Annotated in this window: 24 protein-coding genes; 15 read left to right on the forward strand and 9 right to left on the reverse strand. The window is 48.1% G+C overall.

Features of this window, described 5'->3' with window-relative positions:
* Window positions 1-35: 35 nt before the first annotated feature.
* From FHS16_RS05120 to FHS16_RS05145, 6 genes are all read left to right on the forward strand, one after another.
* Complete coding sequence (locus FHS16_RS05120) at window positions 36-917, forward strand: alpha/beta fold hydrolase (RefSeq protein ID WP_183559490.1); 882 nt, start codon at window positions 36-38, stop codon at window positions 915-917.
* Window positions 918-1,026: 109 nt separating this feature from the next.
* Window positions 1,027-1,197, forward strand: coding sequence for a hypothetical protein (locus FHS16_RS05125; RefSeq protein WP_183559492.1), 171 nt, complete (start codon window positions 1,027-1,029; stop codon window positions 1,195-1,197).
* A 177-nt stretch (window positions 1,198-1,374) separates the two neighbouring features.
* Window positions 1,375-2,052, forward strand: a complete 678-nt coding sequence (locus tag FHS16_RS05130) for a GntR family transcriptional regulator (protein WP_183559494.1) — start codon at window positions 1,375-1,377, stop codon at window positions 2,050-2,052.
* A gap of 21 nt (window positions 2,053-2,073) precedes the next feature.
* The gene (gene uxuA, locus FHS16_RS05135) at window positions 2,074-3,165 is read left to right on the forward strand and encodes a mannonate dehydratase (RefSeq protein ID WP_183559496.1); all 1,092 of its coding nucleotides are present in this window, start codon (window positions 2,074-2,076) and stop codon (window positions 3,163-3,165) included.
* Complete coding sequence (locus FHS16_RS05140) at window positions 3,162-4,016, forward strand: SDR family oxidoreductase (protein ID WP_183559498.1); 855 nt, start codon at window positions 3,162-3,164, stop codon at window positions 4,014-4,016. Before uxuA ends, FHS16_RS05140 begins: the two co-directional genes overlap by 4 nt.
* A gap of 221 nt (window positions 4,017-4,237) precedes the next feature.
* On the forward strand, window positions 4,238-5,203 hold the full coding sequence (locus tag FHS16_RS05145) for a serine hydrolase domain-containing protein (protein ID WP_183559500.1): 966 nt from the start codon (window positions 4,238-4,240) through the stop codon (window positions 5,201-5,203).
* 104 nt (window positions 5,204-5,307) lie between these two features.
* Here the strand turns inward: FHS16_RS05145 and FHS16_RS05150 are convergent, their stop codons facing one another.
* The gene (locus FHS16_RS05150) at window positions 5,308-5,595 is read right to left on the reverse strand and encodes a 4a-hydroxytetrahydrobiopterin dehydratase (protein ID WP_183559503.1); all 288 of its coding nucleotides are present in this window, start codon (window positions 5,593-5,595) and stop codon (window positions 5,308-5,310) included.
* A gap of 112 nt (window positions 5,596-5,707) precedes the next feature.
* Here FHS16_RS05150 and FHS16_RS05155 point away from each other — a divergent pair, with 112 nt between their 5' ends.
* Together FHS16_RS05155 and FHS16_RS05160 are read left to right on the forward strand one after the other, a co-directional pair.
* Window positions 5,708-6,193: a YfbM family protein gene (locus FHS16_RS05155; RefSeq protein WP_183559505.1), complete on the forward strand. Its 486-nt coding sequence runs from the start codon at window positions 5,708-5,710 to the stop codon at window positions 6,191-6,193.
* A 39-nt stretch (window positions 6,194-6,232) separates the two neighbouring features.
* Complete coding sequence (locus tag FHS16_RS05160; protein ID WP_183559507.1) at window positions 6,233-6,745, forward strand: hypothetical protein; 513 nt, start codon at window positions 6,233-6,235, stop codon at window positions 6,743-6,745.
* A gap of 11 nt (window positions 6,746-6,756) precedes the next feature.
* Here FHS16_RS05160 and FHS16_RS05165 read toward each other — a convergent pair whose 3' ends face one another.
* Window positions 6,757-7,110 carry a DUF3221 domain-containing protein gene (locus FHS16_RS05165; RefSeq protein ID WP_183559509.1) on the reverse strand — a complete coding sequence of 118 codons (354 nt, stop codon included), beginning with the start codon at window positions 7,108-7,110 and terminating at the stop codon, window positions 6,757-6,759.
* Window positions 7,111-7,280: 170 nt separating this feature from the next.
* Between FHS16_RS05165 and FHS16_RS05170 the strand changes: the two genes are divergently transcribed.
* Window positions 7,281-7,805: a hypothetical protein gene (locus tag FHS16_RS05170; protein WP_183559511.1), complete on the forward strand. Its 525-nt coding sequence runs from the start codon at window positions 7,281-7,283 to the stop codon at window positions 7,803-7,805.
* Here the strand turns inward: FHS16_RS05170 and FHS16_RS05175 are convergent.
* The 5 genes from FHS16_RS05175 to FHS16_RS05195 all read right to left on the reverse strand — a co-directional run bounded on the left by FHS16_RS05175 (window position 7,802) and on the right by FHS16_RS05195 (window position 18,097).
* Window positions 7,802-8,365, reverse strand: coding sequence for a nucleotidyltransferase family protein (locus FHS16_RS05175; RefSeq protein WP_183559513.1), 564 nt, complete (start codon window positions 8,363-8,365; stop codon window positions 7,802-7,804). The two genes, FHS16_RS05170 and FHS16_RS05175, sit on opposite strands and share 4 nt — an antisense overlap.
* A gap of 288 nt (window positions 8,366-8,653) precedes the next feature.
* The gene (locus FHS16_RS05180; RefSeq protein WP_183559515.1) at window positions 8,654-14,851 is read right to left on the reverse strand and encodes an alpha-N-acetylglucosaminidase TIM-barrel domain-containing protein; all 6,198 of its coding nucleotides are present in this window, start codon (window positions 14,849-14,851) and stop codon (window positions 8,654-8,656) included.
* A gap of 26 nt (window positions 14,852-14,877) precedes the next feature.
* The gene (locus FHS16_RS05185) at window positions 14,878-15,723 is read right to left on the reverse strand and encodes a carbohydrate ABC transporter permease (protein ID WP_183559517.1); all 846 of its coding nucleotides are present in this window, start codon (window positions 15,721-15,723) and stop codon (window positions 14,878-14,880) included.
* A gap of 16 nt (window positions 15,724-15,739) precedes the next feature.
* Complete coding sequence (locus FHS16_RS05190; RefSeq protein ID WP_183559519.1) at window positions 15,740-16,633, reverse strand: carbohydrate ABC transporter permease; 894 nt, start codon at window positions 16,631-16,633, stop codon at window positions 15,740-15,742.
* 108 nt (window positions 16,634-16,741) lie between these two features.
* Window positions 16,742-18,097, reverse strand: a complete 1,356-nt coding sequence (locus FHS16_RS05195) for an extracellular solute-binding protein (protein WP_183559521.1) — start codon at window positions 18,095-18,097, stop codon at window positions 16,742-16,744.
* 549 nt (window positions 18,098-18,646) lie between these two features.
* Between FHS16_RS05195 and FHS16_RS05200 the strand changes: the two genes are divergently transcribed.
* From FHS16_RS05200 to FHS16_RS05225, 6 genes are all read left to right on the forward strand, one after another.
* A complete protein-coding gene (locus tag FHS16_RS05200; protein WP_183559523.1) occupies window positions 18,647-19,498 on the forward strand; it encodes a PRD domain-containing protein in 852 nt (283 codons plus the stop codon).
* A 28-nt stretch (window positions 19,499-19,526) separates the two neighbouring features.
* Window positions 19,527-20,033, forward strand: a complete 507-nt coding sequence (locus FHS16_RS05205; protein WP_183559525.1) for a PTS sugar transporter subunit IIA — start codon at window positions 19,527-19,529, stop codon at window positions 20,031-20,033.
* A gap of 19 nt (window positions 20,034-20,052) precedes the next feature.
* A complete protein-coding gene (locus FHS16_RS05210; RefSeq protein WP_183559527.1) occupies window positions 20,053-21,618 on the forward strand; it encodes a PTS transporter subunit EIIC in 1,566 nt (521 codons plus the stop codon).
* 13 nt (window positions 21,619-21,631) lie between these two features.
* The gene (locus FHS16_RS05215; RefSeq protein ID WP_183559529.1) at window positions 21,632-21,886 is read left to right on the forward strand and encodes an HPr family phosphocarrier protein; all 255 of its coding nucleotides are present in this window, start codon (window positions 21,632-21,634) and stop codon (window positions 21,884-21,886) included.
* A 50-nt stretch (window positions 21,887-21,936) separates the two neighbouring features.
* The gene (ptsP, locus tag FHS16_RS05220; protein ID WP_183559531.1) at window positions 21,937-23,685 is read left to right on the forward strand and encodes a phosphoenolpyruvate--protein phosphotransferase; all 1,749 of its coding nucleotides are present in this window, start codon (window positions 21,937-21,939) and stop codon (window positions 23,683-23,685) included.
* A 111-nt stretch (window positions 23,686-23,796) separates the two neighbouring features.
* Entirely contained in the window at window positions 23,797-24,339 is a 543-nt protein-coding gene (locus tag FHS16_RS05225; RefSeq protein WP_183559534.1) for a TraR/DksA C4-type zinc finger protein, read from the forward strand.
* A 35-nt stretch (window positions 24,340-24,374) separates the two neighbouring features.
* Here the strand turns inward: FHS16_RS05225 and FHS16_RS05230 are convergent, their stop codons facing one another.
* Both FHS16_RS05230 and FHS16_RS05235 read right to left on the reverse strand, forming a co-directional pair.
* On the reverse strand, window positions 24,375-24,905 hold the full coding sequence (locus FHS16_RS05230) for a hypothetical protein (protein ID WP_183559536.1): 531 nt from the start codon (window positions 24,903-24,905) through the stop codon (window positions 24,375-24,377).
* A 27-nt stretch (window positions 24,906-24,932) separates the two neighbouring features.
* Window positions 24,933-25,727 carry a phosphotransferase family protein gene (locus FHS16_RS05235; protein WP_183559538.1) on the reverse strand — a complete coding sequence of 265 codons (795 nt, stop codon included), beginning with the start codon at window positions 25,725-25,727 and terminating at the stop codon, window positions 24,933-24,935.
* Window positions 25,728-25,800 lie beyond the last annotated feature (73 nt).

Consider the following 25,800-nt stretch of genomic DNA (forward strand, 5'->3'; position numbering starts at 1 on the left):
AACAAATCGATAATAGAAAAGGCTGGTGATGATCGATGGAAAAGCAACGTGTTCACGTTAACGGCATCGATTTAGTCTATGAAGAATGTGGAAGTAGTAATGGGAAAGCGATCGTATTGCTCCACGGCTTTTGCGGCTCATCGGGGTACTGGTCAAAAATATGTCCTTTGCTTAGTGAGCAATATCGCGTCATTATGCCAGACCTTCGTGGTCACGGCGGTTCCTCGGCCCCCGAGGGAACGTACACCATGGATCTAATGGCTGATGACATGGCAGAGCTCTTGGCAGCGCTTCATATTGAGAAGGTAGTCATGTTCGGCCACTCCTTAGGCGGCTATGTCACGGCTGCCTTTGCAGAAAAATATCCAGACAAGCTTTCCGGCTTCGGCCTTATTCATTCCACCGTCATGCCGGATTCCGAGGAAACGAAAGAGAAGCGCTTGGCTGATATGGAAGCGATTCGCGAGAAAGGCATTTCCAAATACCTTTATGGCATCATCCCTAATCTTTTTACGGACGAAAAGCTTGCCGAACTGCGCAGCGAGGTCAACGATCTCATTGGCGTAGGCCAAGAGATGGAAGCTCGCGCCGTCATTGCGACATTAGAAGGCATGATGCAGCGTCCCGACCGTAGCCATGTGCTGGCAGAAGCTAAATATCCGGTACTGCTTGTCGCTGGTGCCGAGGATGCCGTCATTAAGCCCGACGATACGTTCACAGTGACGAGCCTTGATCAGCCAGAAACCACCTACAAATATCCCCATATTCTCGAAACAACCTTCGAGGATGTGGCGCATATGAGCTTAGTCGAGGTATCCGATCAGCTTGCCCGGGTCATGTCCACTTATTTGAAAACATTGGATGAGCGTGAGAAGACGAGAACCGAAGGGAAAAAAGAGCTGCAAACAGAGAAATAAAGGAATTGAAACTGCTGCACTGTTTCATAATCGCAAATAAAGGGTAAATAGCCATGTGCGGATAACCCCCTATCTATCCGCTACAAAATAACTGGAGGTGCTAGCTACTATGAGCCAGACAAAGAATAGTACAGATACTTCTTATCGAACGGGAGAAATTGTAAAGCATGCTGGGACTTACATTTCAGAATCAGGCAAGGAAAATAAGCTGCAAGAGGGAGAAAGATTCCCTGCTTGTCCTATTAGCGGTAATGAAACAAATTGGAGTAATGCCGATTAGCGTAAAATAACGAAAATGAACGATATTGAAGGGCTGCCCAGAGAGTAGAAAGTCTACTTTCAGGGCAGCCCTTCCGTCGTTTTTATGGATGTTCTATGGATGTTCTATTTGATTTCTATTTCCCAATTTTGAACTTGTATGGTAGTATGGTAGTGTGAATCCGAAAGGAATGAGTACATGAATTTCAATCAACGCCTTCAGCCGGTTTCTACAAGAGAAGCAGTCTATATGGAGCTCAGGGAGCAAATATTAAAGCTTCAACTGCCACCCGGCACGCCCCTTTCGGAGAACGAAACCTCGCTTTTGTTCAAGGTCAGCCGCACGCCAGTCAGGGAGAGCTTTCTTAGGCTCGCCCAAGAAGGCCTTGTACAGGTGCTTCCACAGCGCGGCACCTTCGTCTCCTTGATCGATACCGCGCTCGTAGAAGAAGCCCGCTTTATGAGGGAACAGCTGGAGAAGGCAGTTATCCTTCTTGCTTGCAGCCATTTTCCTCCGGCTTCCCTTAATGCCCTTGAACAAAACCTGCTTGAGCAGCAGGCATGCGTCAGCAGCAAGGATGACAAGAGCATGTTCGAGCTTGATGAGGCTTTCCACCGCATTTTGTTTGATGGGTGCAGCAAAATGAATATTTGGTCGATTATGCAGCAAATGAACGCGCATTTGAACCGCAGCCGCATGCTAAGGCTCGTTGACGACCACGATTGGAAGGATCTCTTCGAGCAGCATGCCCGGATGGCTGAAGCCATTAAGAAGCAGGACGGCATTGGCGCTCAGGAATTAATGGTCGAGCATCTCAGTTTGAACATCGCCGATCAAGCACTGCTGAAAGAGAAATATCCGGACTATTATAAGTAACCATTAGGAGGATCACCACGCATGCAAATGACGTTCAGATGGTTTGGCGAAGGCAATGATACTGTACCGCTCAGCTACATTAAACAAATACCCGGCACGGACGGCATCGTCTGGTCGCTGCATGATGTACCGGCAGGCGAAGAATGGCCGATTGAGCGAACTATGGAAGTAAAGCAGCAAGCCGAGCAAGCCGGTTTACATATCGATGTCGTTGAAAGCGTTAACGTTCATGAAGATATTAAGCTTGGGCTTCCCTCCCGCGACTTGTATATCGAGAACTATAAACGGACGATTGAGAAGCTCGGAAGCGTCGGAGTCAAAGTAATCTGCTACAACTTCATGCCGATTTTCGATTGGCTGCGAACCGATCTTCATAGGCCGATGGGCAACGGCGCTACGGCATTGTTTTATGAGAACAGCAGGATTGCAAACGCCGATCCCTTTCAATTAGTAGAGGAAATCAATGCGAACTCCGCCCTTACGATGCCAGGCTGGGAGCCAGAGCGGCTGCAGCATCTGACTAGTCTATTCGAAGCGTATAAAGGCGTCACAGAGACACACTTATGGGAAAATTTACGTTATTTTCTGAATGAAATTATACCCGTCGCTGCACGCAGCGGCATTCGGATGGCTATTCACCCGGATGATCCGCCGTGGCCCGTGTTCGGCTTGCCGCGAATCATGACCAGTCAAGAAAACTTCAGAACCTTTTTGAAGCTTTATGACAGCCCCTCCAACGGAATTACGCTGTGCAGCGGATCGCTTGGCGCCAATCCGAACAATGATATTGTTTCAATGATTCATGAGTTCGGGGACCGCATACCCTTTGCCCATATTCGCAACGTGCGGGTATATGAAAACGGCGATTTTATTGAAACCTCGCATCGTACGCAGGACGGCACAGTCGACATCTCCGGCATCGTAAAGGCTTATCACGACATCGGATTTACCGGTTATGCCCGGCCTGATCACGGCCGCCATATTTGGGATGAGCAATGCCGGCCTGGCTACGGTCTTTATGACCGTGCGCTAGGAATCATGTATTTGTGGGGATTATGGGATGGTTATGTGCACGCAGCCGCTACGAACGGCGACAAGGAGGCAGGTTCATGACCCCATTTCCGAAGCATGAGTCATACAAGGGAAAAGTCGTTGTCATTACCGGCGGCGCGGGCGTGTTATGCCGGGTTATGGCGCTTGAGCTTGCCCGTCAGGGAGCAAGTATTGCGATTCTAAACCGTACGTTGGAGAAAGGCGCGGCAGTTGCCGAGGAAATTAAAGCAGCCGGCGGCATAGCAATCGCTGTGGCATGCGATGTAACGAGCACAGAAAGCACCCAAGCAGCTGGTGCTGCCGTGTTGGACCAGCTTGGCCCTTGCGATATCTTGATTAATGGCGCCGGCGGCAACCATCCGAGTGCGAATACAACGAATGAGACCTTCAAGCCCGAACATCTTCATGCTGCCGATACGACTACTTTTTTCAATCTCAGCGTGGAAGGCTTCCGCAGCGTTATGGATTTAAACTTCGTCGGCACGCTTATACCTACCCAGGTATTCGCAGAGCAAATGCTCGATCGACAAGGAGCGGTTGTCATTAACATATCTTCCATGAGCGCTCCTTCTCCCATGACCAAAGTGCCAGCATACAGCGCAGCCAAAGCAGCCATCGTCAATTTTACCCAATGGCTGTCTGTGCATCTCGCGGATTCGGGCATTCGCGTCAATGCCATTGCACCTGGCTTTTTTCTCACGGAGCAGAACCGCAAGCTCCTCTTGAACGAAGACGGCTCATTGACGGAACGCTCGGGTAAAATCATTTCCCATACGCCTATGCGCCGCTTCGGCAAGCCTGAGGACCTTCTTGGCGCATTGCTATGGCTCGCAGACGAAACAACGGCTGGATTCGTAACCGGGACAACCATTCCTGTCGACGGCGGGTTTCTAGCTTATTCCGGCGTCTAAGCATGACGATCAGCGGAAGCCCTAGACTTGAAAGTAGAGCCTTTGGTTTCCGCTGTTCTATTTGTAAACATGTCACATCCATACGAATAAATAAGGGCCACACAAACATCCCTGTCGAGCAAGCATTCGCTTCACTCTCCCCCAAACAACTTGATCCCCTATCTCCTTTGAGCTATTCTTAATGTACTTTTGCATAAAACGAGATTAAAGGAATGGAATGCATGAATCTATCAGAACTATCATCAGCGCTTGAGCCTATAAACTTAAGAAGCTGCCTGATCACCCAAAACGACCGGATGCTGTTTGAGCATTATCGAAATTCATCCATTCCGGCAGAAATCGCCAAAATTAACTCCTGCACCAAAAGCATTTTGTCGGCTTTGATTTGTATCGCTATGGATCTTGAGATCATACCAGGCCCGCATACGAAGGTTACCGAGTTTTTCCCGCAGCTTCTCGCGGATTCCGATCCAAGGAAACGGGAAATCACGCTAGAGCATCTTTTGACGATGACATCTGGCATTGACTGGACCGAGTTCGGCGGCCAAAAGTCGTTTCCACGAATGACAAGATCCGATGATTGGGTTGATTTTGTATTAAAGCAGCCTATGGAAGGCTCTCCTGGAACGCGCATGGAGTACAGTTCCGGAGTATCCCAGCTGCTGTCTGCCATCCTTGTGCAAAGATCTGGCATGTCTACTGCCCGTTTTGCCGAGGAGCATCTGTTTTCCCCGCTGGGCATCGTTGACTATAAGTGGGAGGCCGATCCACAAGGCATTCATACAGGCGGATACGGCTTGCGGCTGCGTCCAGCGGACATGCTCAGCTTCGGACAGTTATACCTGCAGCAGGGACGTTGGGGACAACGGCACCTGATTTCCAGTACCCGTGTGATTCGTTCCGTGCAGCCATCCATCCTGGTAAGTTCGCCGAATTCATGTTTTTACGGCTGGCATTGGTGGACAGAAAGCGTTAGCTCGGAAATGAACGAAGCAATTGCCAGCTCCTCATCGTCGAATTCTTTTGACTACTATTATGCTAGAGGATATGCCGGTCAGTTCATTTATAATATTCCCAGCTTGGATATCGTTGTCGTTCTCACAGATGATAAACGGAAAAAGGATCGGCATCCATCCAATGTGTTCCGTGAATTGATCGCTCCTCTGCTGCTTAGGAATTTGAAATAAGCTGCTACTCTGATAAGCAGATTCAAAGTGGATGGGAGCAGCTCCATCATTGGCATGCGTTATCCATTAAGCTTTTCACTAGAAAAAAGTGCCCTTGTGATCGCTTATTCCGAAGTGTATACGTTGTTGAAAGCTTCAGCAGCCTGGAAATCCAGCGCTGTAAGCCCGCCTCCGCGCCATGTCGTCAGACGAAGTGTGACTATTTTATAATCGATGGCAATAAAGGGGTGATGATTGAGCAGCTCGGACGCTATCGCTACCCGATCTACAAATGCAATGGCGTCCATAAAAGCAGCAAAGCGATACTTCTTCGCTATCCACTTGCCATCCTCCCGCTTCCATCCTTCGTTTGCTGACAAGCTCTCGTCTATTTCAACATCCGTTAGTCTCATGCCCGGATATCCCTCCTTCATTTAGGTCTATTATACGATAAGCGATCAGATTCAATATGGTATAATTCGGATATTAATAAATGGGACTATCGATGATAGAGGGGGATATGAAATGGGAATGATAGGATACTTGCAGCAGCTTCCAATGACACAGCTGAATTCGCTGATTGCTCGTGTTGACGAGCTTGGCGGCGTAATCATACACGAGCCGTTCGAAGAAGAGGTGCTTGACATCGACAAAGCTTGGCACGGCATTCATTTTCTGCTTAATGGCAGCTCCTTCGGGAGAAAAGAGCCCTACGAGAATGTCATACTCGGAGGCACTCCGATCGGGGCGGACGAGGGCTACGGACCAGCTCGATATTTAACAGCAGAGCAAGTGAATGACGTATCGGCAGCTCTCGCACAGCTTAGCAGCGATGAGCTTGAATCACGTTTTGATCCCGCGGGACTTAGCGCCGAATCCGTTTATCCATCCAATTCGGACTGGAATGATGAGGATGATAAAGAGTATGTGCTCAGCTACTACACAGCGGTCGCTGACTACTATAGAAGCGCAGCGAGCAAAGGCTATGGGATGCTGCTATATCTGCTGTAAGTTCTTTGATTATCGTAATGAGGAAGAGGAGGAAGCGCTATGCCTGAAACAAGCCATGCCGCGTATTATTTCGAAGATGACGGACATATACCGAATCATCCAAGATTGCCGCTTATTGTTTATAGAGGAGCTTTATCCGATCAGACCGATGAAATAGAAAGGATTTTCAATAGAAACAACTGGAGAAACAGCTGGATCAATGGCGTGTATGACTTCCACCACTATCATAGCAACAGCCATGAAGTGCTCGGCATATATAGCGGCATAGCTGATCTCCTCATTGGCGGCGAGAAAGGCCAGACCTTTGCGGTGCAAGCAGGAGATGTTATTCTGCTTCCTGCCGGGACTGGCCATAAACGGATGAAAGCAAGTTCGGACTTCAAAGTCGTAGGCGCTTATCCAAATGGGATGAATTACAATACGAGGCGAGGGACGCTTGCGGAACGCTCTGCCGACTTAATCGAAATCGCAAAGGTACCGGTTCCTGACCGTGACCCCGTATATGGAACGGTCGGTCCTTTATTTGAGTTATGGAGCTATGAGCATCGATAGCCATAAGCGTATCAATCCTTTTGTACGACAATTTCACCAGCTACAATCTGAGGTGGGTATGATTGCATCACAACATATAAACCTGTACCATTTGTTTCCGGCGTTACAATGACTCTGTCGCCTTCCCTAAGTTCATTATAGAGCGCGATATCTTCAATGATATAGTTGATTAATTGGACGTTATTCTTTTTGAGGGCAGCAAAGGTCTTTGTTTCAGAATCCTTTTGGGAAATCCGGTTCGCTACTAAGACTCTTTGATCTTCCTTCGAAATAATATAATTGCCCTTTTTGGCTTCGGACGAAGTGCACACGCTAAGCATGCATATGGCAAGTATGATGACTGCTCCTAAAGCAAATTTCCGCAATAACGTCACTCCTCTTTGCAACCCGAATTTTCATTACACTCACTTCAGTAGACGAATTCCGCGTACATTTGTTGCGTTTTCATGCAAATGGTTACCCGCCATAGAATGACCATTGACTTGACGATGACGAAGTAGTGCATCTACTATCGGAATAAAGGAGCGGTTGGAACATGTTAGCAACCATGCAGCGTGAGATTTTTGACAGGATGGATGATAAATCTTTGCTAACTGCCTGTTTTACGCCACTGATTCAAACATACAAAGAAGTAAGCAGCAAAAATGGGAATATAGCCGGTTTTTATGACAAGCTGACTTCCGGTCAACAAGCTTTATTCGTTTTCAAAACCTATTACAGCCATGTCATAGAGTCGGTACAGGAACTATACTGGTGGAGCGCTTATTTTCTCGCTCACGAGGCGAGATGGACTGCGCTTAACGAGAAAGTGCGACAGCTAGGGGATCTCCAACTATTCTCGCTTTTACAAGACATTGAAGTTATGCTTCGCACCCGCAACCATCCTATACTTCTGGCTGACATTACCGATATATCCCGTGCTGACCTGGAGACGGACACTGAGCTTCGTATTTACTTTGAGTCGGCCTATGTACGTTTCGCCCAAGCCAGTATTGGAACAATGGAGCGCTTAAGTGCAACCATCCGTCATTCGCCAGACTCGTTTGTAGCCTGGAGCTAGACGACCGTAACCTGGTTCCATTTGTCTTTTAGCTTCTTTTGAAAGATTCGTTTTTCATATATAGCTCTACGATCGCTGCTAGCCGAGAAAAAAGGGGTCGGTTTAATGATCATTTGAAGAACGTCGTCTATTCCGCACGGAGCAGCCAGCACAATATGGCCTTGGTCGTCTAGCTTTAGCCCTAAAGCGGTCGCGGTTTCTGGAAACTTTGAAATGGCGTCAACGGAAGACAAATAGGGCGGGATATTGTTGACTAGATGCATGCGCGCCTGATTTTTGACGGACCAAGGTACGTAAGGCAGCATTTGTTTCAATTGCATTTCAAGTTGTTTCTCGGCAGCTTCATCTGTATTGAATGCATCGTAATAAATCAAATCCACATCCGAAAGCGGCGTGCGTTCCGTAAACCCGTGAAGCGTATCCCAGACTTTCGAACGCACAAAACCTGCACAAACCCACCAATCAGGGAGGTTCAACGATTGGGACGCCCTCAGGATATCCATCATCCATTCATCAGCACGAATAAGCCGAACAATATCCTCTCTACTGCTAAGCAACATATAACTCCCCCTTAACAAGAACATGTATTCCCATCTTATAAAAGGCGACCGCCGTTGTAAAGCCAATCCAGCATTCTATTCTCTAGCGTAATAAAAAGATTTTGAAGAGCACGAATTGGACATTGTGGACTATATCTTTTACAATGACGAACGATTGCAAGCAACATGAAACGGCCTCAGTCCTATGGAATACAGGACGAAGGCCGCTTAAACTCATTTCATTTTTTTTTACTGCATACTTGACGGGGTGCAGTTCACCCCCAGGGCAGCCTCTTGCCATGTAATCATCTATGATACGTAATAATACAACCGTTCGATTAACACCGCTATTTCAGCCCGTGTAGCCCGCCCAGTCGGGTCGATGCCATCGCCTTTGCCTTTTACAATGCCGCTACTTACTAGATTCGCGATGCTTTGCTCGGCATAACCGACTATTTCCTCACGATCATTGAATTTATCCAGATCGCTCCATGTTCCACTCGCATGCGATTTACCAAGCAGCGTCAGTGTGCGATCGATGAGCACCATCATCTCTTGTCTGGAGATGGTTTGTTCCGGCTTGAACTGATTATTGCCTTTGCCTTGCGCAATACCCAGCGCCTTCGCAACAGCCACTTCCTCTGCATAATAAGCATCTGCCGCAACGTCATCGAACCTTTCTTCCGACGTCGACTTCAAATCTAGCGCGCGCACCAGCAAAGCAATGAAGTCTGCCCGTTTGATTGCAGCAGAGGGATTGTACGTTTCAGCTGTCGTGCCATGAATAATGCCGCGTGATGCCATGGCTTCTATCGCTTGTTTCGCCCAATCATAACGTTCAAGATCTTTGAAGGTTTTATGGATATATTGAATTTCATAGCGTCCAGTACGCTCTGCCAGGAAGGTAACGCCTTTCTGTTCAGCGTTGTACTTGCCTGATGCTACTGCCTTCGCTACGCCTTCTTCGTCAATATACCACACGATAATATGGTCTAGATCAAGCAATTCCACCCCTGTTGGCGTATACGGAAGGATGACATTCAACGGTGACTTCGCGTTATGCCATGACTGCTCCTTGCCATCAACTTTCAACGCAATGTCTACTGCTGCTCCCCGTTCTGCCTTTGCAACCGACAAGGACACTTCCTTCGCTCCCGTGACCGCTGCCGAAGGCAGCAGATCGGAATTGGCTTTAATCGTGCCCAGCGGGGTGCGAATGACCAGCACCTGTTTCTTGTCGCCATCTGCCAACGCGATCGGCGGCAGGATGACTTCATATCCTATTGATTTCGGCGCCTCATCTACCGTAATTACGACTTCGGCATCGCCGGCAGCCGCCTTGTTGTAAGCCTCTGTACCGATTCGAGCTTTCGCGATTCCATCAGCGTCCGCTTCCGGCTTCACGTTAATCTGATTCGGTTTCCCGGGCTCTTCTGTTGGTTTTGGCCCTGGTGTGACGACCGGCGGTTCCGGGTTGCCCGGATTGCTGTCCCGCTCCGTTGTAACGGTGATTGATGGTCCATCAGCCGTCCACTTGCCATGCTCGTTGCCGGCCTCAACTTTGAATGTATACGTCGTGCCGGGAGACAGTCCTGTTACCGTATAGGTTGTGGCATCTCCTGTTGTCGTACCCGCAAGTCCAGCTCCGCGATAAATGTTGTAAGCCGTGACGCTGTCTTGATCTTCAGCCGCCGCCCATGTCAACACCAGTCCTGTACTGCCGATGTTCGAGGCCTGCAATTCGCTGCCCTGCGGCCATACCGGCGGTTCCGCTTCGCCCGGTTCGCTTACAATGACCTTCACGCTCGCCGTCAGTCCTTCCGGGTTGTATAAGTCGGACGAGAGCGTGCCGTTTACCGTATACTCTCCCGGAGATGTGCCGTCATATTCCGAGCCGGCGATGTCCCAGTTTACAGCTACCGATCTGGTGGAGCCGCTCTCCAGCGTCGCTTCGACAGTGGTCGGCAGCTGCGCCAACAATTCTTCGGCGGACGTGCCTTGAGGCACAGGCACATCGATAACGTCAGCGATTGCCGTCACTGCATCCAATTCTGTTCCCAATACCCGCAATTCAGCAACCTGATAAGGGGATCTTCTGCCGCTTGCTTCTTGTATATTTGTTGTAACGATCCGAATATAACTTGCTTTAACATTTTCTAAGACGTGATAATCTTCCGCTTCATTCGGGATTGTTCTTGATGTTTTTTCCGCAACTTTCGTCCATGCGGTTCCATCCAGGCTGCTATATAGCTCATAATTATGCCAGTAGCCTTGATTGCTATTGCCAAATATCACTTGAATTTCACCAACGTTGTAAACATTGCCAAGCTCTATGGCAGCCCATCCTGGTGTAATTGTAGTTTCATATGGCTGACCAGTTGCACTCAATCTTCCTGAATCCCACACAGTATCCCTGTTATTGTCTACCGCTCTTTGAGAATTGCCGCCAGGATCGTTATGTGCTTTTATCGGTTTATCTAATCCCAGATTCTTCAAGCCCATTAGATTAAGCTTTAAGATTGTCTCATATAAGTTCCAGTAGACACTGTTCACTTCATCTACAGCAGCACTATTTGCAATGGCATTTTTGGCATTCTGCAAGGCTGTATTAAATGATTGAACAGCATTTGGTTCACTTGCGCCAAGATTTATCTTTTCCGCAAAGCCCACCAAAGTACTTAACAGATCCAAATTAGGCAAGATTCGTTCTCCGTATGCTCTTATTTCCTTGACGGCAAGCTCCTTACCCAAGCCATCTTCAGCATCTGCTGATACAGCTGCAAGTTTTACGTACCTTCCTTCTATGTCGGACAATACAAATTTATCTACAGTGTCCGAGATTTCACTTGCAGCTATTTCGCCCGCTTTTTTCCACGTGTTCATATCGCTGCTTACATACACCTCATAACCGTCGAACGAAAAGCCGTCAACCAACACCTGAATCTCTGAAAATTGGAAGTTTCCTACCAAGTCGACAATCAACTCAGGTTCCTTGATCTCGTCAGTTGCGTGCAGCGATACCTTTGAATCCGTCTTCCCATCCGTCGCTGCAACCAATTTGCCAAGAACATCCGTTGTATTCGTACTGGTCACGCGACCAAGTGCTCTGTTTCCGATATTCGGGTCAAGCTCTCCGGACAACATCACATTTTCGATGACCATATCTACGACTTCAATGAGCTCTTCCGCGGAATCCTTGGCATCCCTGGTGTAATTCTGTACGCCTACAACCCAGTCCCAATACTTATCAAAGTATCCCGAAGCGCTGATAGTCTGAATCGCAGCACCTGTCTCCAAATTGGCTTCGACCTTGTTCAGATACTCTTCCCAGACATTTTTATAAATATCGTTAAACATACCCTCGTAATTTCTCCAGCCATACTCCTTCAGGCTTCCGTGGGATTGCCTCGAACCCCAAGTGGTAATCAAGGTTTTGGCATTCATTTCAAAAGCATCATTGGAGAAGTCATCGTAAGGCGCTGCCAAATCCTGCGCTTTTCCAATCCATTCTCCGGCAAGCTGATCCCGCTGAGTGGCTTGTACGGCGTTTAACACATCGAAGGACTTCAAAAACTTAGCTTTTGCTTCCTTGAATGCCTCAACGTTTCTGCCATCTCTTGCTGTCAGCAAATCATTATAGACAAGTACGGAATAATTGCTTACAAGCTGACGCATAATTTCCGTCAAGTCATACAGATAGGCTTCGCTGTTTTTAAATTTATCAAAATCCTGTGCCAGCAAACGGAATGCCATCTCCAGCTTGTCGGCTCCATAAGCTATGTTTTGTTTTCCATAGTTTTGCGGAGTCGTATTTTTCATGCCGAAGATTTGAGTCGTAAATCGAACTCCGTAATTATAATTGGCATCCTTCATGATGTCCCATGCCAGTTTAGCATTCTCGGAAATGCCGCCATATCGTCTTTCTAAATATTTATTTATCCATTGATCCAGATTAAAATCGTCATCCGCCCAAGCTAGGTCAAATATCAAATCATAGATGATGGGATTATCGTATTGCGCTTCCGATATAATACCCAGACCTGCCATATGGTTGCTTGTCTTTTTGGCATTTTGAATATCGTTAACCATAACCTCCATCTGGCCGTGCATGGAAGGATTTCCTCCAAAGTTAGCCAGAAGCCCCCATACCCATTTCGTGCCGTTGAACTCTACTGCATCCAATTTTGTGCTGTCATAAGAGGTTCGATTGTATTTCGTAAAGCTTGCAAGAGGGTATTTAATCAAATCCACAATCAATACGTGATCGTCTCTTCGATCCCCCATACCATTTAATAGAGCATTGGTAGGATTGCTTTGCCATCCTTGTACAATCCATACGGCATCTTTATCGTAATCAAGCATGGAATTCAGCACTTCATGCGCAATCGTTCCATCGCTTAGTCCAGAAGGCCTTTTACCGCCTTCGTGGAACGGATCCGCTGCATAGTAATCAGATGTTTGACCATAAACAAATTCCTGTGCTTCATAGAATAACTTGGCATATTGGTCATACAAGCTCGAATCTGTAGCGATCATATCCGGTCTGCTGAACCCGTTCCATAACCCTTGCTTAATGACCTCTACCGCAGGCTGAAACTCATTAAAGTTAGTAGGCACGACACCGGCATACCCCTGTAGAACGGTTTGCATGCCCAGAGAGTTCTTCCATCGTTGCGAACTTCTGGCCAACTCAGCACGGTCAATAACATAACCGTCTGGAACAGGGCCTCCGAACGCCTCCATGTTGGCCATGAACTGCCATGCGTTATAGGCTGGACCTGTCAGCCAGTCCTTAGCATCATCAAAGGAGTAACCGAAATTCATTAAAAATTTGACCCAAGTCGCTTCTTGCCCCGCTAGATCCAATACGACATTGACGCCATTAAGTGCCAGCCAGTCATTTTCTCTTTGCCAATCTTCTACTCCAAAGAAAGCAAAAGTATAACTGAGCGTGCAATAGTTAAAGGCATAACGGATTTTGTATTCCGTTTCTTTCCGCACGGCATTCCCAATTGGTACAAGGCTGGACGGCATGTTTACCTGCATCGTCTGTTCGGAGATATGAACGTTCAAATTATTTTTATAGTAATAATTTAATCCCGTTGTGATCGAGATGCCTTTGTTTCCTTTAATATGGATCTTTCCGTCCCTGTCGCTTAACTCGAAGTAATCATCGTCATTGGCCGTATTAGGCGCAACTTCAAATGAAAACCAATTGCGATATTGCGGGCCGACCGTACGCTCGACTATGCCATAAATATTGTCATAGGTTTCTTCATTCGTAATGGCATTGGCGTAATCCGTGTCCTTAAAGTCTTTCATTCCCAGAATCTCTTCAATGCTTCCCGTTCTTAAAGGCTCCGTATTGGTATCCGTCTTGGTGCCATACGCCTTCACTTCGGACAGATATGCGGTATTCTCACCCTGCGTATATTCCATGTAGACGCGAATAATACGGTAGGAAGTCCCTTCCTCCAGAACAATACGGTCTCCGCTTTCCGTCGCGGCCGCTCTTGTTCTCTTTTGATAAAGCCTGTCATAATCTACGCCATCATTACTGCCATATAGCGTATAGTAGGTGATTTTGCCAGTCGGCACATTCAGCTGAATCTCGCTCAAATCATACTGATCCATTAAATCAATGTCCACATAAGACGGATAAAAAATGCCGGACCATGATGTGCTCAAATTTCCATCCGTAACGTTTTCCGCCAGATTCTTGGCAATATTGCTTCTTGCAGGCTTTTGGTATGCGATATTATTAGGATCGTTTGGATCAAGGGGACCAGTGGGCTCAGGATCGATGACCGATTCTTTGGACCCTACGATTTTTGGCCTTTTTGTCACATCCCCGGTTTCTTTGCTATGAATCATTAGGGAGGTATCCAGACTATTTTGCGCTGTCGCGAATACGGTAATTTCTTCGAAGCCTTCATCGACCAATCCCATAATGGTGTTGGTTATATCCGTCGTGATCGTTTTGGCCGCATTGGACTTGACTTCATATTCATCATTCTGTTTAATATCGAACTTAAACAACAAATTCGTGTCGGCTCTGTCTATAAAGGAAGGCTTATTACTCCAAGTTAAGGATGCTTCACTCCAGGTCGTGTTTGAGGAGTAATGAAAGACATAGGATTGGTTTCCCAATGTATAATTTGGGTTTTTGAATATACTAAAAACAAAATCAAACCGGTCCAAATCCTTTTCTTCTATTTCCTCCTTCGTAGGCAATTTCACCTTCATAGCCGCTATAATTTCATCTGATCCTGTATATTTGGAATTGATGACCGTATAGCCTAGACCCGCATATTGAGCCCCGTGAGCTGTCGTAATACTCTCGTAGGTGGAATTGGTAGCACTCCTTGATTTTCGAACATAACCATCTTCAAATACAGGAAAATCTACGGGATTAGATGTAATTTCGGGAGCAGCATATACGGGAATACTTGAAAAACAGACAGCAGCGATTAAGCCTATGATTAATGACTTGAATCTTGTATGCATCAACCCATCTTCCTTTCTTTACAAGGTTATTTCACGGCGCCGGCCGTGACGCCTTCGGCTATCTGTCTTTGGAAAATGATATAAATGATGAGCACGGGCACAATGGATAATAGCAGACCTGCAAACAACGGCCCCCATTCCGTGCGGTATTGCATCTCATTTTGCATGACGGCCAGTCCGACTGGCAATGTATACAATTCAGGCTTATTGACAAAAACCGAGCCCATAATATACTCATTCCAAATAGTCAAGCCGTTCATGATGCCGACGGAAATCAAGCCCGACCTGGCCAGCGGCAGCATAACCGACCAGAAGGTGCGGGCATATCCCGCGCCATCGATATACGCTGCTTCCTCCAGTTCCTTCGGGAGCGTTTTGAAAAAACTGACCAATACAAAGATGCCAAAGGGCAGCGCGCTTGCCGTATACACCAAGATTAGGCCGGGAATCGAATTGATCAATCCCATGTCGTTCAATAGAAAAAACAACGGGATCAGCCCCAGAATCATCGGAATCATCATGGCCGACAAATATAAGTAATACAGCACTTGTCCGCCCTTAATGGCAAATCTGGCTAATACATATGCGGTCGTCGCAGCGAGAATGGACGAGAGCAAGATGCTGCCAACCGTTACTAGGATGGAATTCGCAAAATAGCTTTGAAAACCGTATCTTTCCCATACATAAGTGAAGTTTTGCCAAAGAAGCGGAAACTCGGGCAATGCCCAAGGCTGCTTCTGCATAAATTGCGGATTGTCTTTCAGTGCGCCGAACAGCGTCCATACCATTGGGTACACGACAGCTATCGTCCACAGTAACAGCAGAATGTATGTGACCAGTCGAGCTGCAGGATTTTGCTTGGTTAACATCATCGGTTATTTTCACTCCTCATGCCATTTCAATCGTTTCCCGTTTCAATACCCGCTGCAAAATGATGGTGGTCAGCAGGGAGAGCACCAGAATAAGCACGCCGATGGTTGCCGCGTAACCCATATGGTATTGTCTAAAGCCCATTTGATACAAGTAGGAGCCCATTACCTGAGTTGAATTATCCGGCCCTCCTTCCGTCATGATCCATACGAGAATAAACGAACCGTTCAGGGTAGTCATCACAATATGCAGGATGCTCACCTTCATCTGTTCCCACATAAGCGGCAACGTGACCGATAGGAACTGCCGCCATTGGGAGGCGCCGTCCAAATCGGCTGCTTCGTACAACTCCCCAGGAATGGAGAGAATTGCTGCTACTAGCAATATCATATAAAAACCGATCCCTGCCCAAATAGACGGCCACAGCAGCGACATCATCGCTGTATGGGGTTCGCCCAGCCAAGCCGTCTGCACCCGTTCAGAGGTAAACAGCGAGAGAAACGAGTTGAGAAAGCCAAGATTAGGATTGTAAACATATCTCCACAGCACACCGATAACGACGACGGAAATCACATTCGGAATAAAAAAGAGCACTCGATATACGTTTTTCCCCCAAACATTCAGTCTGGTGACGGCTACCGCAAAAAAAGTGGCCAGAAGCATGATGCCAATTACTTTACCTACAACAAGAAAGTAGTCATTACCGACTGCTGTCCCGACTATAGGATCGCGAAGCAGCTGCTTGTAATTGTCTAATCCGATAAAGTCCATCTCTTTCGTTCCGCCCGACCAGTCAAAGAACGATATTTGGACACCTTTGACAATAGGATATAGCGTGAAAAGGCAGAAGAACAAAAATGTCGGAAGTAAAAAAATAATAAAAAAAGTTCTACGTCTAGCAGATTGCGTCATAATGTCTACCTTCTTTCGTGCATTCGTTGAATCGGACTGCCAGTGAGGGAAGACGTCCCGTTCGGGACGTCTTCCCTTATTTGATTAACCTAGCTTTACGCAACTGCGTTACTTGCGAACTTTGGCAGCAGCCGCTTCAAGGCGCTGCATCCATTCCTCTGCCTTTATCCGACCTGTTGTCAGGGCGATTGTCGCATCCTGCTTCGCTTTTTCCACATCAGCATTCAACACGGCAACCGGAGCAACCGTAGTGGTGTCCGAGTTAAAGAACGCCATCGCTTCCTTTACAACTTCGCTCGCGGACGTGTTGGTCAGGTCCGCCTTGATATTCATAAGAGCTCCTGTCAGCTCGGCCCAGCGAATTGCGTTGGCTTTCGTAAACGCATATTGCACAAACGCTTTGGCTGCTTCCACATTTTTTGCCTTTTCGGCAATCGCAATTGTATTGGTATAAGGAATGACGATGTTGTTCTCGCCTGCCCCCTGAGCAACGGAAGGAATAAAGCCAAATTCAAATCCTTCCGGAATATCCTTGCTCATTTCATTCTCCAGCCACAACCCGCTCGGGATAAAAGCGGCTTTATGCTGCAGCCACTGAATCTGCGCATCGGTATGGTTGAGCGATACCGCTCCTGGATCGATCATCCCTTTATCAACCAGCTCTACAACCTGAGCCAGCGCCTTCTGTACAGCAGGACCGGAGAAGCTGCCCTCCTCCAAATTAGCTTGCTGTGTCAATATAGAGCCGTCTCCCCCATTACCAGCTACTATTGCGGAATCTACCAAACCGCCATTGATATAATAGGGATATACGCCGGTATGGATCAAGGACGAAATACCCGAAGCCTTTACTTGCTCGTTCGTTGCGACAAACTCGCTCCAGTTAGTAGGAGCCTTCCATCCTTTTTCATTGAAAAAGGCTTTGTCGTAGAACAATCCCCAAGAACCGAACACGAGCGGAAGTGTATAATTTTTGGTTCCTTCGTAAGCTGTCGGCTGCGAAATCAGAATATCCGTTAATTTCTCGCCATCTGTGTTTTCAGCCTCTTTTAGAAACTCTGTCAAATCCATCAACTGACCGTCGTCGATCATCTGACGCTCATTGGAGCCTGCGCCGTCAATGAATACTACATCCGGCGTATCGCCTTGAATCCAACGCGGTCTCATCTGATCGTTAATATTAGGTCCTGCCGATTGCGTAATTTTAAGCTCTGGATTGGCTGCCTGGAAACCACTAATCACTTCCTTCCACCAGGAATCTCCGTAGCCGCCAACGAAATACTGGATTTCAAACTCACCCGTCAGACCTTTACTGCTATCGGCACCGTTATTGCTCGCTACCTCTGTCGGCGAAGCATCTGGTGTTCCCCCATTTGTATTTCCGCTGTTCGTACCGCCGCAAGCTGCCGATAACAGCACCAGCATCAATGCAAGTCCGCCACCTAAAGTTTGTTTCAATTTCATATTCCAAGCACCCCTCATTCGTTTAATTGCCTTCAACTCCGGAATACGTGCGGCAAGGCGAAACGGCTGCGCCGTCCATTAACGGCGTGGCGCGTTTCGTTCCGAGAAGCATAGAGAAAGTATGGCGAAATCAAATACTTTCCTATATTTCAAAGAAAAAAAGGGCATGAGTCACGCAAGCAGATCATTGCTTGCATAACTCATGCCCTTTCGGTAGCACGTTATGTTTCCTGACGTATTCAGCTGAAAAAATCATAACTTGTATTTTCTATATTGTCAACACATTAAATCTTTGATAATTTCAGCAAAATAAATCGCTTACAAATTTATTCAAACGCTTACAATTATGTGTTATTTTCAATTGACAGATTAACGTCATCTAATCTATCATAAAGATAATTGTAAATCTTATAGGCGTGCTACTAGTTTAACTAGGCATGAGCCGAAAGTGCTGCGCTTCCCTTCTGTGAAGCAGGCATCTTCGGCTTTTCTGTTTTTTCGCAAGCCGTTTTTTCTTCAACTTTAAATACATCCTCAGGAGGGGTAAAGTTGGCCGGGAAAGAAATACAGCGCATTGATCGCATCGTTGGCAACAACGTTATTCTGACCGTGGATCCCCGCACGACCAAAGAATATGTGCTATTCGGCAAAGGTCTCGGCTTTGCTTCCAAAGGCTGCGACTGGATCAGCACTACCGATCCCCGAATTGAAAAACGTTATCGGCTGGATGATGAGCAGCCTATTAAAGAATATCAGGATTTAATAGAAAACATTGATCCCGAAGTCATTTCTATCTCTGAAAAAATTGTAGAAAATGTGAAGGAGCGTCTAGGCACGCCGGTACAGCCCAAGGTGTATTTCGCGCTCCCCAATCATATTCAGTTCGCCTTGTACCGACTTAGAAACGGCATGGAGATCAATAACCCTTTTCTGCATGAGACAAAGATTAATTTCCCGCTGGAATATGAAATCGCAGCGCAAGCGGCCATCATGATCAGTGAACGCTTCAGCATCCCCATACCCGAGGACGAGATCGGTTTTCTCGCCCTTCACGTTCACTCCTGCGTCGGCACAGCATCCGTCGGCCAATTGGTCAAACTGAATGGGCTAGTCAACCGAATTGTCGAATACATCGAACGCAACAGGGGCATTCCGCTTCATCGGACAAGTCAGGACTACGCTAGACTCGTGATGCATATGCGGGCGGTTATTGAACGGTTAATGCAGGAGCGCCGGGTTATTAATCCAATCATTACCGAGCTGAAAGCGAATTATCCAGAAGCCTTTGCGCTGGCTTCCGATATTGCATTTTTGATCCATGAGGAAATGCAAGTTGAAATATCGCAAGACGAAATCGGCTATATGGCGATTCACCTGCATCGTTTATTCCAGCCGCTCTAGAGATCATACAGAGAGAGAGGGATAGCCGGTGTTTCAGAATAAATGGGCTAGGAAGCAGCGGCCTGTCCTCATCGGTGCGGCTGCACCAGTTACAGGCCGATTGTTCCCGCTGCGAGAGGTAAATGACGTCAACTTCTCCCATGGTTATCTGGGAGATGGAGTAGCGATTGAACCGGCAAGCGACTGCGTGGTTGCGCCCTTTGACGGAATTATCAGCCATATCGCCGAGGCCAAGCATGCACTGCTGCTTAAGCATGCGTCAGGTCTGCAGCTGCTTATCCACATCGGGATCGATACAGTCGACTTGCGCGGCGAGGGATTTGACATGCTGGTTAACGTTAACGATCGCGTGCGGTTGGGACAGCCGCTTGTCCAATTTGATCTTACCCTTATTCGCAAGGCAGGTTTTTCAACTTGCGCCATCTTCATCGTCATTGGAGGAGGACAGCTTGTTGCATCCATCGAATGCAACTATCGGGATGTATACATCGGGGAGCCTGACGCGTTTCGGATTATGCTGAAGCAAATTACCTGAGCTGAGGAGAGGTCTGAGCATGCTCGCTTTTTTGCAAAAAATTGGTAAATCACTTATGCTCTCCGTTGCGGTGCTACCGGCGGCTGCGCTGCTGCTCCGGTTCGGCAACATCGATTATGAACAGGATTTTCGGCTGGGTGAATTTGGCGTGTGGCTGAACCGGTATATCGCTCCGTTTCTCGATGCGGGCGGGTCCGCGATTTTTGACAATCTCCCGCTCATCTTTGCGATCGGAATCGGAATCGGGATCGGAGGCGATGCCGTTGCAGCGTTGGCGGCGGTCATCGGCTATCTTGTGCTGGACTATGTGCTGCTGCAGATGCCGATTGTGTTTGCGGACTGGTCGCAAATGGACAAAGAACTGAATATGGGTGCGATGGGCGGCTTATTGTCGGGACTTGTGGCCTCTTATTTTTACAAGCGTTATCATCAAATTCAGCTCCCGGGTTGGCTTGGGTTTTTCTCCGGAAAAAGGTTTGTTCCTATCGTCACCGCTTCCTCTATGATTGTCATCTCAGTCGGCTTTGGTATGATTTGGGGCCCCATCCAGCTTGCGCTGGATAACTTCGGCAACTGGGTGATTGACCTCGGGGGCATAGGCGCATTTGTTTATATAACCGCCAATCGTCTGCTTCTTCCTTTCGGTCTCCACCATGTGCTGAACAACATCGCATGGTTCCAGATCGGCTCTTACGTCGACCCGTCCGGTCAAATGTATAAGGGAGACTTAGATCGCTTTTTTGCTGGCGACAAGGATGCCGGCCTGTTGATGGCCGGTTTTTTCCCCATTATGATGTTTGCGCTGCCCGCAACAGCCCTTGCCATCATTCACAGCACCAGCCGAAAAAGACGCAAAAAGATTTCTGCTATCTTTTTGAGCGCTGGGCTGGCGTCATTTTTGACTGGGATTACCGAGCCGCTGGAATTCGCGTTCATGTTTGTCGCGCCATTATTGTACGTCATACATGCCATATTGTCGGGGATCAGCGGTTTCATTGCAGTCGAGCTAGGCGTGCGGCACGGCTTCGGCTTTTCTGCTGGCTTCATTGATTACGTCATCAATTATCCATTGGCCACCAAACCTTTGCTCATTCTGCCGATCGGCCTGTTGTTCGCCGTTTTCTATTACACCTTGTTTCGAATTATCATCTCGAAATTTAATTTAATGACCCCTGGTCGCGATGCAGAAGACAGTACGGACGAAATAATGCTTGCTGACGCTTCAGACAGCTCAGGCAATGGACAGGAAACGTATACACAAAGCGGCGGCTCAAGCGGTGTTGCAGGCTTCACTGCTGACCAAAGCCGGCAAGGAAGTCTGAGTACTTACACAGGCGGGGCTGCCGACCAGCACGACATCGCCGTCGCCGTTGCGGGAGCCTTGGGAGGTGCAGCCAACATTAACAGCATCGACGCCTGCATTACCCGCTTGCGTCTGACCGTGCATGATGAGAGTTTGGTCGATGATGTCCGGTTAAAGAAATTGGGAGCGCTCGGGGTCATTCGCTTGGGCAAAGGTTCGATTCATGCTATTTTCGGAATGGAAGCAGAGAAATTGAAAGATCGTATTAAAGCCATTTTGTAGGAGTGCATGTGGAATGAAAAAAACATATACCGTAATGAATCCGACGGGCATTCATGCGCGCCCCGCACTCAAAATCGTAGAAGCTGCCACACGGCACCTATCGGACAGTTATTTGGTCAAGGATGGCAGCTTGTTCTTCGCCAAAAGTCTGGTCAACATGATTTCCATCGGAGCCAAATTCGGAGATGAAATTGAGGTCATAGCGGAGGGCGAGGATTCGGAAGCGGCTGTCGAAGCGATTGGCGCCGTGCTGACGGCTCGGCATTAAGCATCGGTTCTTGCAGTCCGTTCAAAATATATTCTGGGAGGCATTGGCTTATGCAATTGAAAGGAATTCCGGCTTCCGCCGGTGTCGCTTGGGGTCGCGCGCTGCAAATACAGGCATCGGAGCTGCAGCACGATACCCATAGGATTACGCCGCTGCTCGTTCCCGCTGAGTTAAGTCGGTTCGATGCGGCAGTGGGGCAAGCCGGCGAAGCCTTGGCGTCTATCCAGCATTCTCTGCTTGTGGAAGGCCGCATAGAAGAAGCTGAAATTATAGAGGTTCAATTATTTCTATTGAAAGATCGGGAGCTGGTCGGGAAGGCCCGTGACAAAATCGTGCAAATGCAATATACATCCCAAGCGGCGCTTGAGGAAGCGATGACCGAGGTACTTGATACCATACGTCAGCTTGATCATGCTACCTTCAAAGAACGGGCTATGGATATTGAAGATGTCATTCATCGCATCATCCGCGTATTGAGGGGAGAGAAAGGCGTTCTGGAAGGAATCGTCGGTACGGAAGGTCTGGTTCTCATTTGCGATCATTTGTCGCCTTCCGAAGCAGTACTGCTAAATCCCCGGACGATCGTTGGAGTAGCAGTCGTTTATGGAAGCGCTACCTCTCACTTCGCCATCATAGCACGATCCATCGGCATACCTGCCGTAGTCGGTATCGGCATGGGTTTGCATGACATCCTTGACGGGCAGCCAGTGCTGCTCAACGGAACGAGCGGCACCGTAATCGTAGATCCATCTGAAGGACTGCTCGAAGAGTATGGACGAACCGAAACGGAATTTGCATGTGAACAGGCTGTATGCCCCATGCCGATGCAAGCAATGGGCGGTGACAGACCGTTGCTGATGTCCAACATCAGCTCTCTATCCGAGGCCATAACCGCACAAAGCTGCGGAGCCGACGGCATCGGCTTGTTCCGTACGGAATTTTTATTTATGGGCAGGGATAGCTTCCCGGAGGAAGAAGAGCAATTTGAAACGTATCGCGCCATTGTCTCCTCATTTGGCCCAGGATCGCCGATTATCATTCGCACAATGGATGTAGGCGGGGACAAACCGCTTGCGTTGTTAATGTTGGAGGATGAGGACAACCCGTTTCTCGGCAATCGCGGTATGAGAATATCTCTGATGCGGCAGGATCTGCTTCGCACACAACTACGCGCGGCACTCAGGGCAAGCGCTTACGGCAATATCAAGCTGCTCTTCCCGATGATAGCTACAATGGGTGAATGGAAACAGGCGACAGCCATTGTGGAGGAGGTAAAAACGGAACTTTCACGATCTGGCACCGCGTTTAACCATCATATTGAAACGGGGATTATGATTGAGGTGCCTTCTGCCGCCATTATGGCGGACCGGCTGGCGCAAGAAGCAGACTTCTTCAGCATCGGCACCAATGATTTAATTCAGTACACGATGGCGGCCAGTCGAAACTCCCCCTCTCTCCGTGAATTGCACGATCCGCTGCAGCCGGCCGTGCTGCGGTTGATTCACCGTGTCATCCGCGCTGCGCATGACAGAAACAAAAAGGTGAGCATTTGCGGCGAAATGGCGGGCGAGACGGCGGCTGTGCCGTTGCTGCTGGGAATGGGTTTGGACGCCTTCAGTGTAAGCAACGAGGCATTATCGTCCGTCAGTAGGCAACTAAGCCTGCAGTCGGAGCGTTGGGACAAAGAGTATCTGCGTCAGTCCGCTTTGGAGGTCATGGACCTTGACCATGCATCAGATGTCCGCCGATATGTCGAGCACCGCTTTCCGGAATTGTTCATGCAGCCTTTTAAACGATAAACCAAAAAGAAGAGGCAAGTCGGAATTAGGTACTAAGCTTGCCCCTTTGTCTGCTTCACTTCCCTGAGTTCGTGGTAAGTAAGAGAATGAAGCCTGAAGGGAGCGATTCAAATGGAACAACTGACAGATAAGCAATTGAGAGATTTGAAGCATATGCTCATGGAGGAAAAAAACGAGCTGTCTGCTCATTTCGCAGGAAATGACGGAACAGGGGGCATCATCAACAGCTTGTCTGCCGATGATGCGGGCGAGCTCTCATCCTATGACAATCACCCTGCTGATCTTGGAACCGAGACGTTCGAGAAGAGCAGGGATATGGCCATCGATGAGACGCTTAGCGGACAGCTTGAAGAGGTGAACGGCGCACTCGAGCGGATAGATATGGGACGATATGGCAGCTGCGACGTATGCGAAACGTCTATTCCTTACGAGCGGCTGCTAGCCGTTCCTACCACGACGCGCTGCATAGAGCATGCCGAACATACTGGAATGACTAACGCCAGGCCCGTGGAAGAGCAAGTCATGACCACGCCGCCGGCAGGCGTAGGGGCGGGAAGGCAGCGGGCAGCCGGCCACTTCGATGAAGCCGATGCATGGAGCTCCGTCCAGCAGTATGGAAACGCTAGCGACACCGTGAATCCCGATGCTGATTAGCATCGGGTTTTTCTTGCCTGAGGTGGAAGAGCGAGCTATATCGAAAAAAAACGAACGAGTCCAAGAATTGCAAAGCCAAGGAGCACAGTGCCGCCGCCAATTCCTGTGATGGCGCTCTTAGCCACACCCAGTCTTTTGGCTGACCATAAAGAAAAGATGGATATCACCACAAGAAGGGTACCTAATACGTACAGGCTAGCATCCTTGAATACATCCTTTAACCAGAAAAAATGAATGCCGACGATAAATAGAATCCATGGCGCTACATAATCGGTTTTTTTGAATATAATGAAAAGAACAGCGCCAATTGCTGCTAATAAGAACTCGATGAACACGAATATTAAATAGTTCTTGAATGTATCGGACTCGGATAATGCCGTAGCCTCCTGCCAGTTTGTCACGCTCAAATAGATACCCACCAGGCTGACTAACAACGGCAATGCTGACGCCATTCCAATATACTTGCGCCAGCTGCTTCTTGGATTCTCCTGCGCCCAGCCAAACCAACAAAAACCAAACATGCCGAATATCGCCGCATACATAGCATAATCTCTCAAGTAGTCCATATATACACTCCTCTCACTCATCTATTTTTAGCCTTTGCCTTGCAGCATCTCCTCAATCATGCCCAACAGCCAAACTCGCTCGCCTGGTATATTTTCTCGAAGCCTTGCGGCAGCAACTGGCATCATCCATGCCTCTACCTCAGCCAATGAAGTCACAGACAGCTCCATATATTGTTCGATGTAGGCCCGGTGCATCTCATATTGCACAGCTTTTATTCCTTCACCTGCTAATTCAGATACGAAAGGTGAACGCAGCATTAAGCTCGTTCGCGCGACATCACTGGCTGGTTGACCGCTGGTCGCATTATTCCAATCGATTACAACCGGACCGATGTCTGACAACATAATGTTGCCTTGATGAAAATCTCCATGGCAAATCTGATTTCCTTCCGGCAAGGCATCGAGGTATGCACAAACCTTCGACGCTCTATCCTTCAATAGGCTAGCGGAATCACGTACGGCCTTATCCATGATCTCCTTCTGGCGCGGAAGCCCTGTAGCTGCGCAGCGATGTATTTCATCATGCAATCTGGCCATTTCACGTGCGAGTTTCACCGCTTCTTGCGGGGAGGCTTGCATGAGGGCTAGCATAGAAGACCCTTTAATTCGTTCATATATTAGCCCAAGCCTCCCATCGATCTCCATCAATTCGATTGGCCTTGGAGAAGGTGATCCCGCATCATTGACGGCTTTTGCTATTCGCCATTCATGCTGGGCCCACTCCAGCTGGAACCAATCATAATAGAGCTTCAGAACCTGACCCTCTCCCCATCCAAACACCTCGGCGGTCATTCCCTTGCCTATACGTTCTCCCATAACCATATTCGTAGCCCCCTCTCAGAATGCTTGCTCCTCCTAACAGCCTGCGATAATGCAGGTCGTCTCTCATGTGCCA

Source organism: Paenibacillus endophyticus, assembly GCF_014192395.1.
GTDB classification, from domain to species: Bacteria; Bacillota; Bacilli; order Paenibacillales; family Paenibacillaceae; genus Pristimantibacillus; species Pristimantibacillus endophyticus.

Bases quoted from the DNA above. Each gene is read 5' to 3' on its own strand.
- FHS16_RS05190 (WP_183559519.1), bottom strand. From the start codon at position 16,633: ATGACGCAATCTGCTAGACGTAGAACTTTTTTTATTATTTTTTTACTT.
- FHS16_RS05130 (WP_183559494.1), top strand. From the start codon at position 1,375: ATGAATTTCAATCAACGCCTTCAGCCGGTTTCTACAAGAGAAGCAGTC.
- FHS16_RS05215 (WP_183559529.1), top strand. From the start codon at position 21,632: ATGAAAAAAACATATACCGTAATGAATCCGACGGGCATTCATGCGCGC.
- FHS16_RS05150 (WP_183559503.1), bottom strand. From the start codon at position 5,595: ATGAGACTAACGGATGTTGAAATAGACGAGAGCTTGTCAGCAAACGAA.
- FHS16_RS05120 (WP_183559490.1), top strand. From the start codon at position 36: ATGGAAAAGCAACGTGTTCACGTTAACGGCATCGATTTAGTCTATGAA.
- FHS16_RS05195 (WP_183559521.1), bottom strand. From the start codon at position 18,097: ATGAAATTGAAACAAACTTTAGGTGGCGGACTTGCATTGATGCTGGTG.
- FHS16_RS05155 (WP_183559505.1), top strand. From the start codon at position 5,708: ATGGGAATGATAGGATACTTGCAGCAGCTTCCAATGACACAGCTGAAT.
- FHS16_RS05145 (WP_183559500.1), top strand. From the start codon at position 4,238: ATGAATCTATCAGAACTATCATCAGCGCTTGAGCCTATAAACTTAAGA.
- ptsP (WP_183559531.1), top strand. From the start codon at position 21,937: ATGCAATTGAAAGGAATTCCGGCTTCCGCCGGTGTCGCTTGGGGTCGC.
- FHS16_RS05125 (WP_183559492.1), top strand. From the start codon at position 1,027: ATGAGCCAGACAAAGAATAGTACAGATACTTCTTATCGAACGGGAGAA.
- FHS16_RS05210 (WP_183559527.1), top strand. From the start codon at position 20,053: ATGCTCGCTTTTTTGCAAAAAATTGGTAAATCACTTATGCTCTCCGTT.
- FHS16_RS05175 (WP_183559513.1), bottom strand. From the start codon at position 8,365: ATGTTGCTTAGCAGTAGAGAGGATATTGTTCGGCTTATTCGTGCTGAT.
- FHS16_RS05235 (WP_183559538.1), bottom strand. From the start codon at position 25,727: ATGGTTATGGGAGAACGTATAGGCAAGGGAATGACCGCCGAGGTGTTT.
- FHS16_RS05140 (WP_183559498.1), top strand. From the start codon at position 3,162: ATGACCCCATTTCCGAAGCATGAGTCATACAAGGGAAAAGTCGTTGTC.
- FHS16_RS05160 (WP_183559507.1), top strand. From the start codon at position 6,233: ATGCCTGAAACAAGCCATGCCGCGTATTATTTCGAAGATGACGGACAT.
- FHS16_RS05185 (WP_183559517.1), bottom strand. From the start codon at position 15,723: ATGATGTTAACCAAGCAAAATCCTGCAGCTCGACTGGTCACATACATT.
- FHS16_RS05230 (WP_183559536.1), bottom strand. From the start codon at position 24,905: ATGGACTACTTGAGAGATTATGCTATGTATGCGGCGATATTCGGCATG.
- FHS16_RS05225 (WP_183559534.1), top strand. From the start codon at position 23,797: ATGGAACAACTGACAGATAAGCAATTGAGAGATTTGAAGCATATGCTC.
- FHS16_RS05180 (WP_183559515.1), bottom strand. From the start codon at position 14,851: ATGCATACAAGATTCAAGTCATTAATCATAGGCTTAATCGCTGCTGTC.
- FHS16_RS05170 (WP_183559511.1), top strand. From the start codon at position 7,281: ATGTTAGCAACCATGCAGCGTGAGATTTTTGACAGGATGGATGATAAA.
- uxuA (WP_183559496.1), top strand. From the start codon at position 2,074: ATGCAAATGACGTTCAGATGGTTTGGCGAAGGCAATGATACTGTACCG.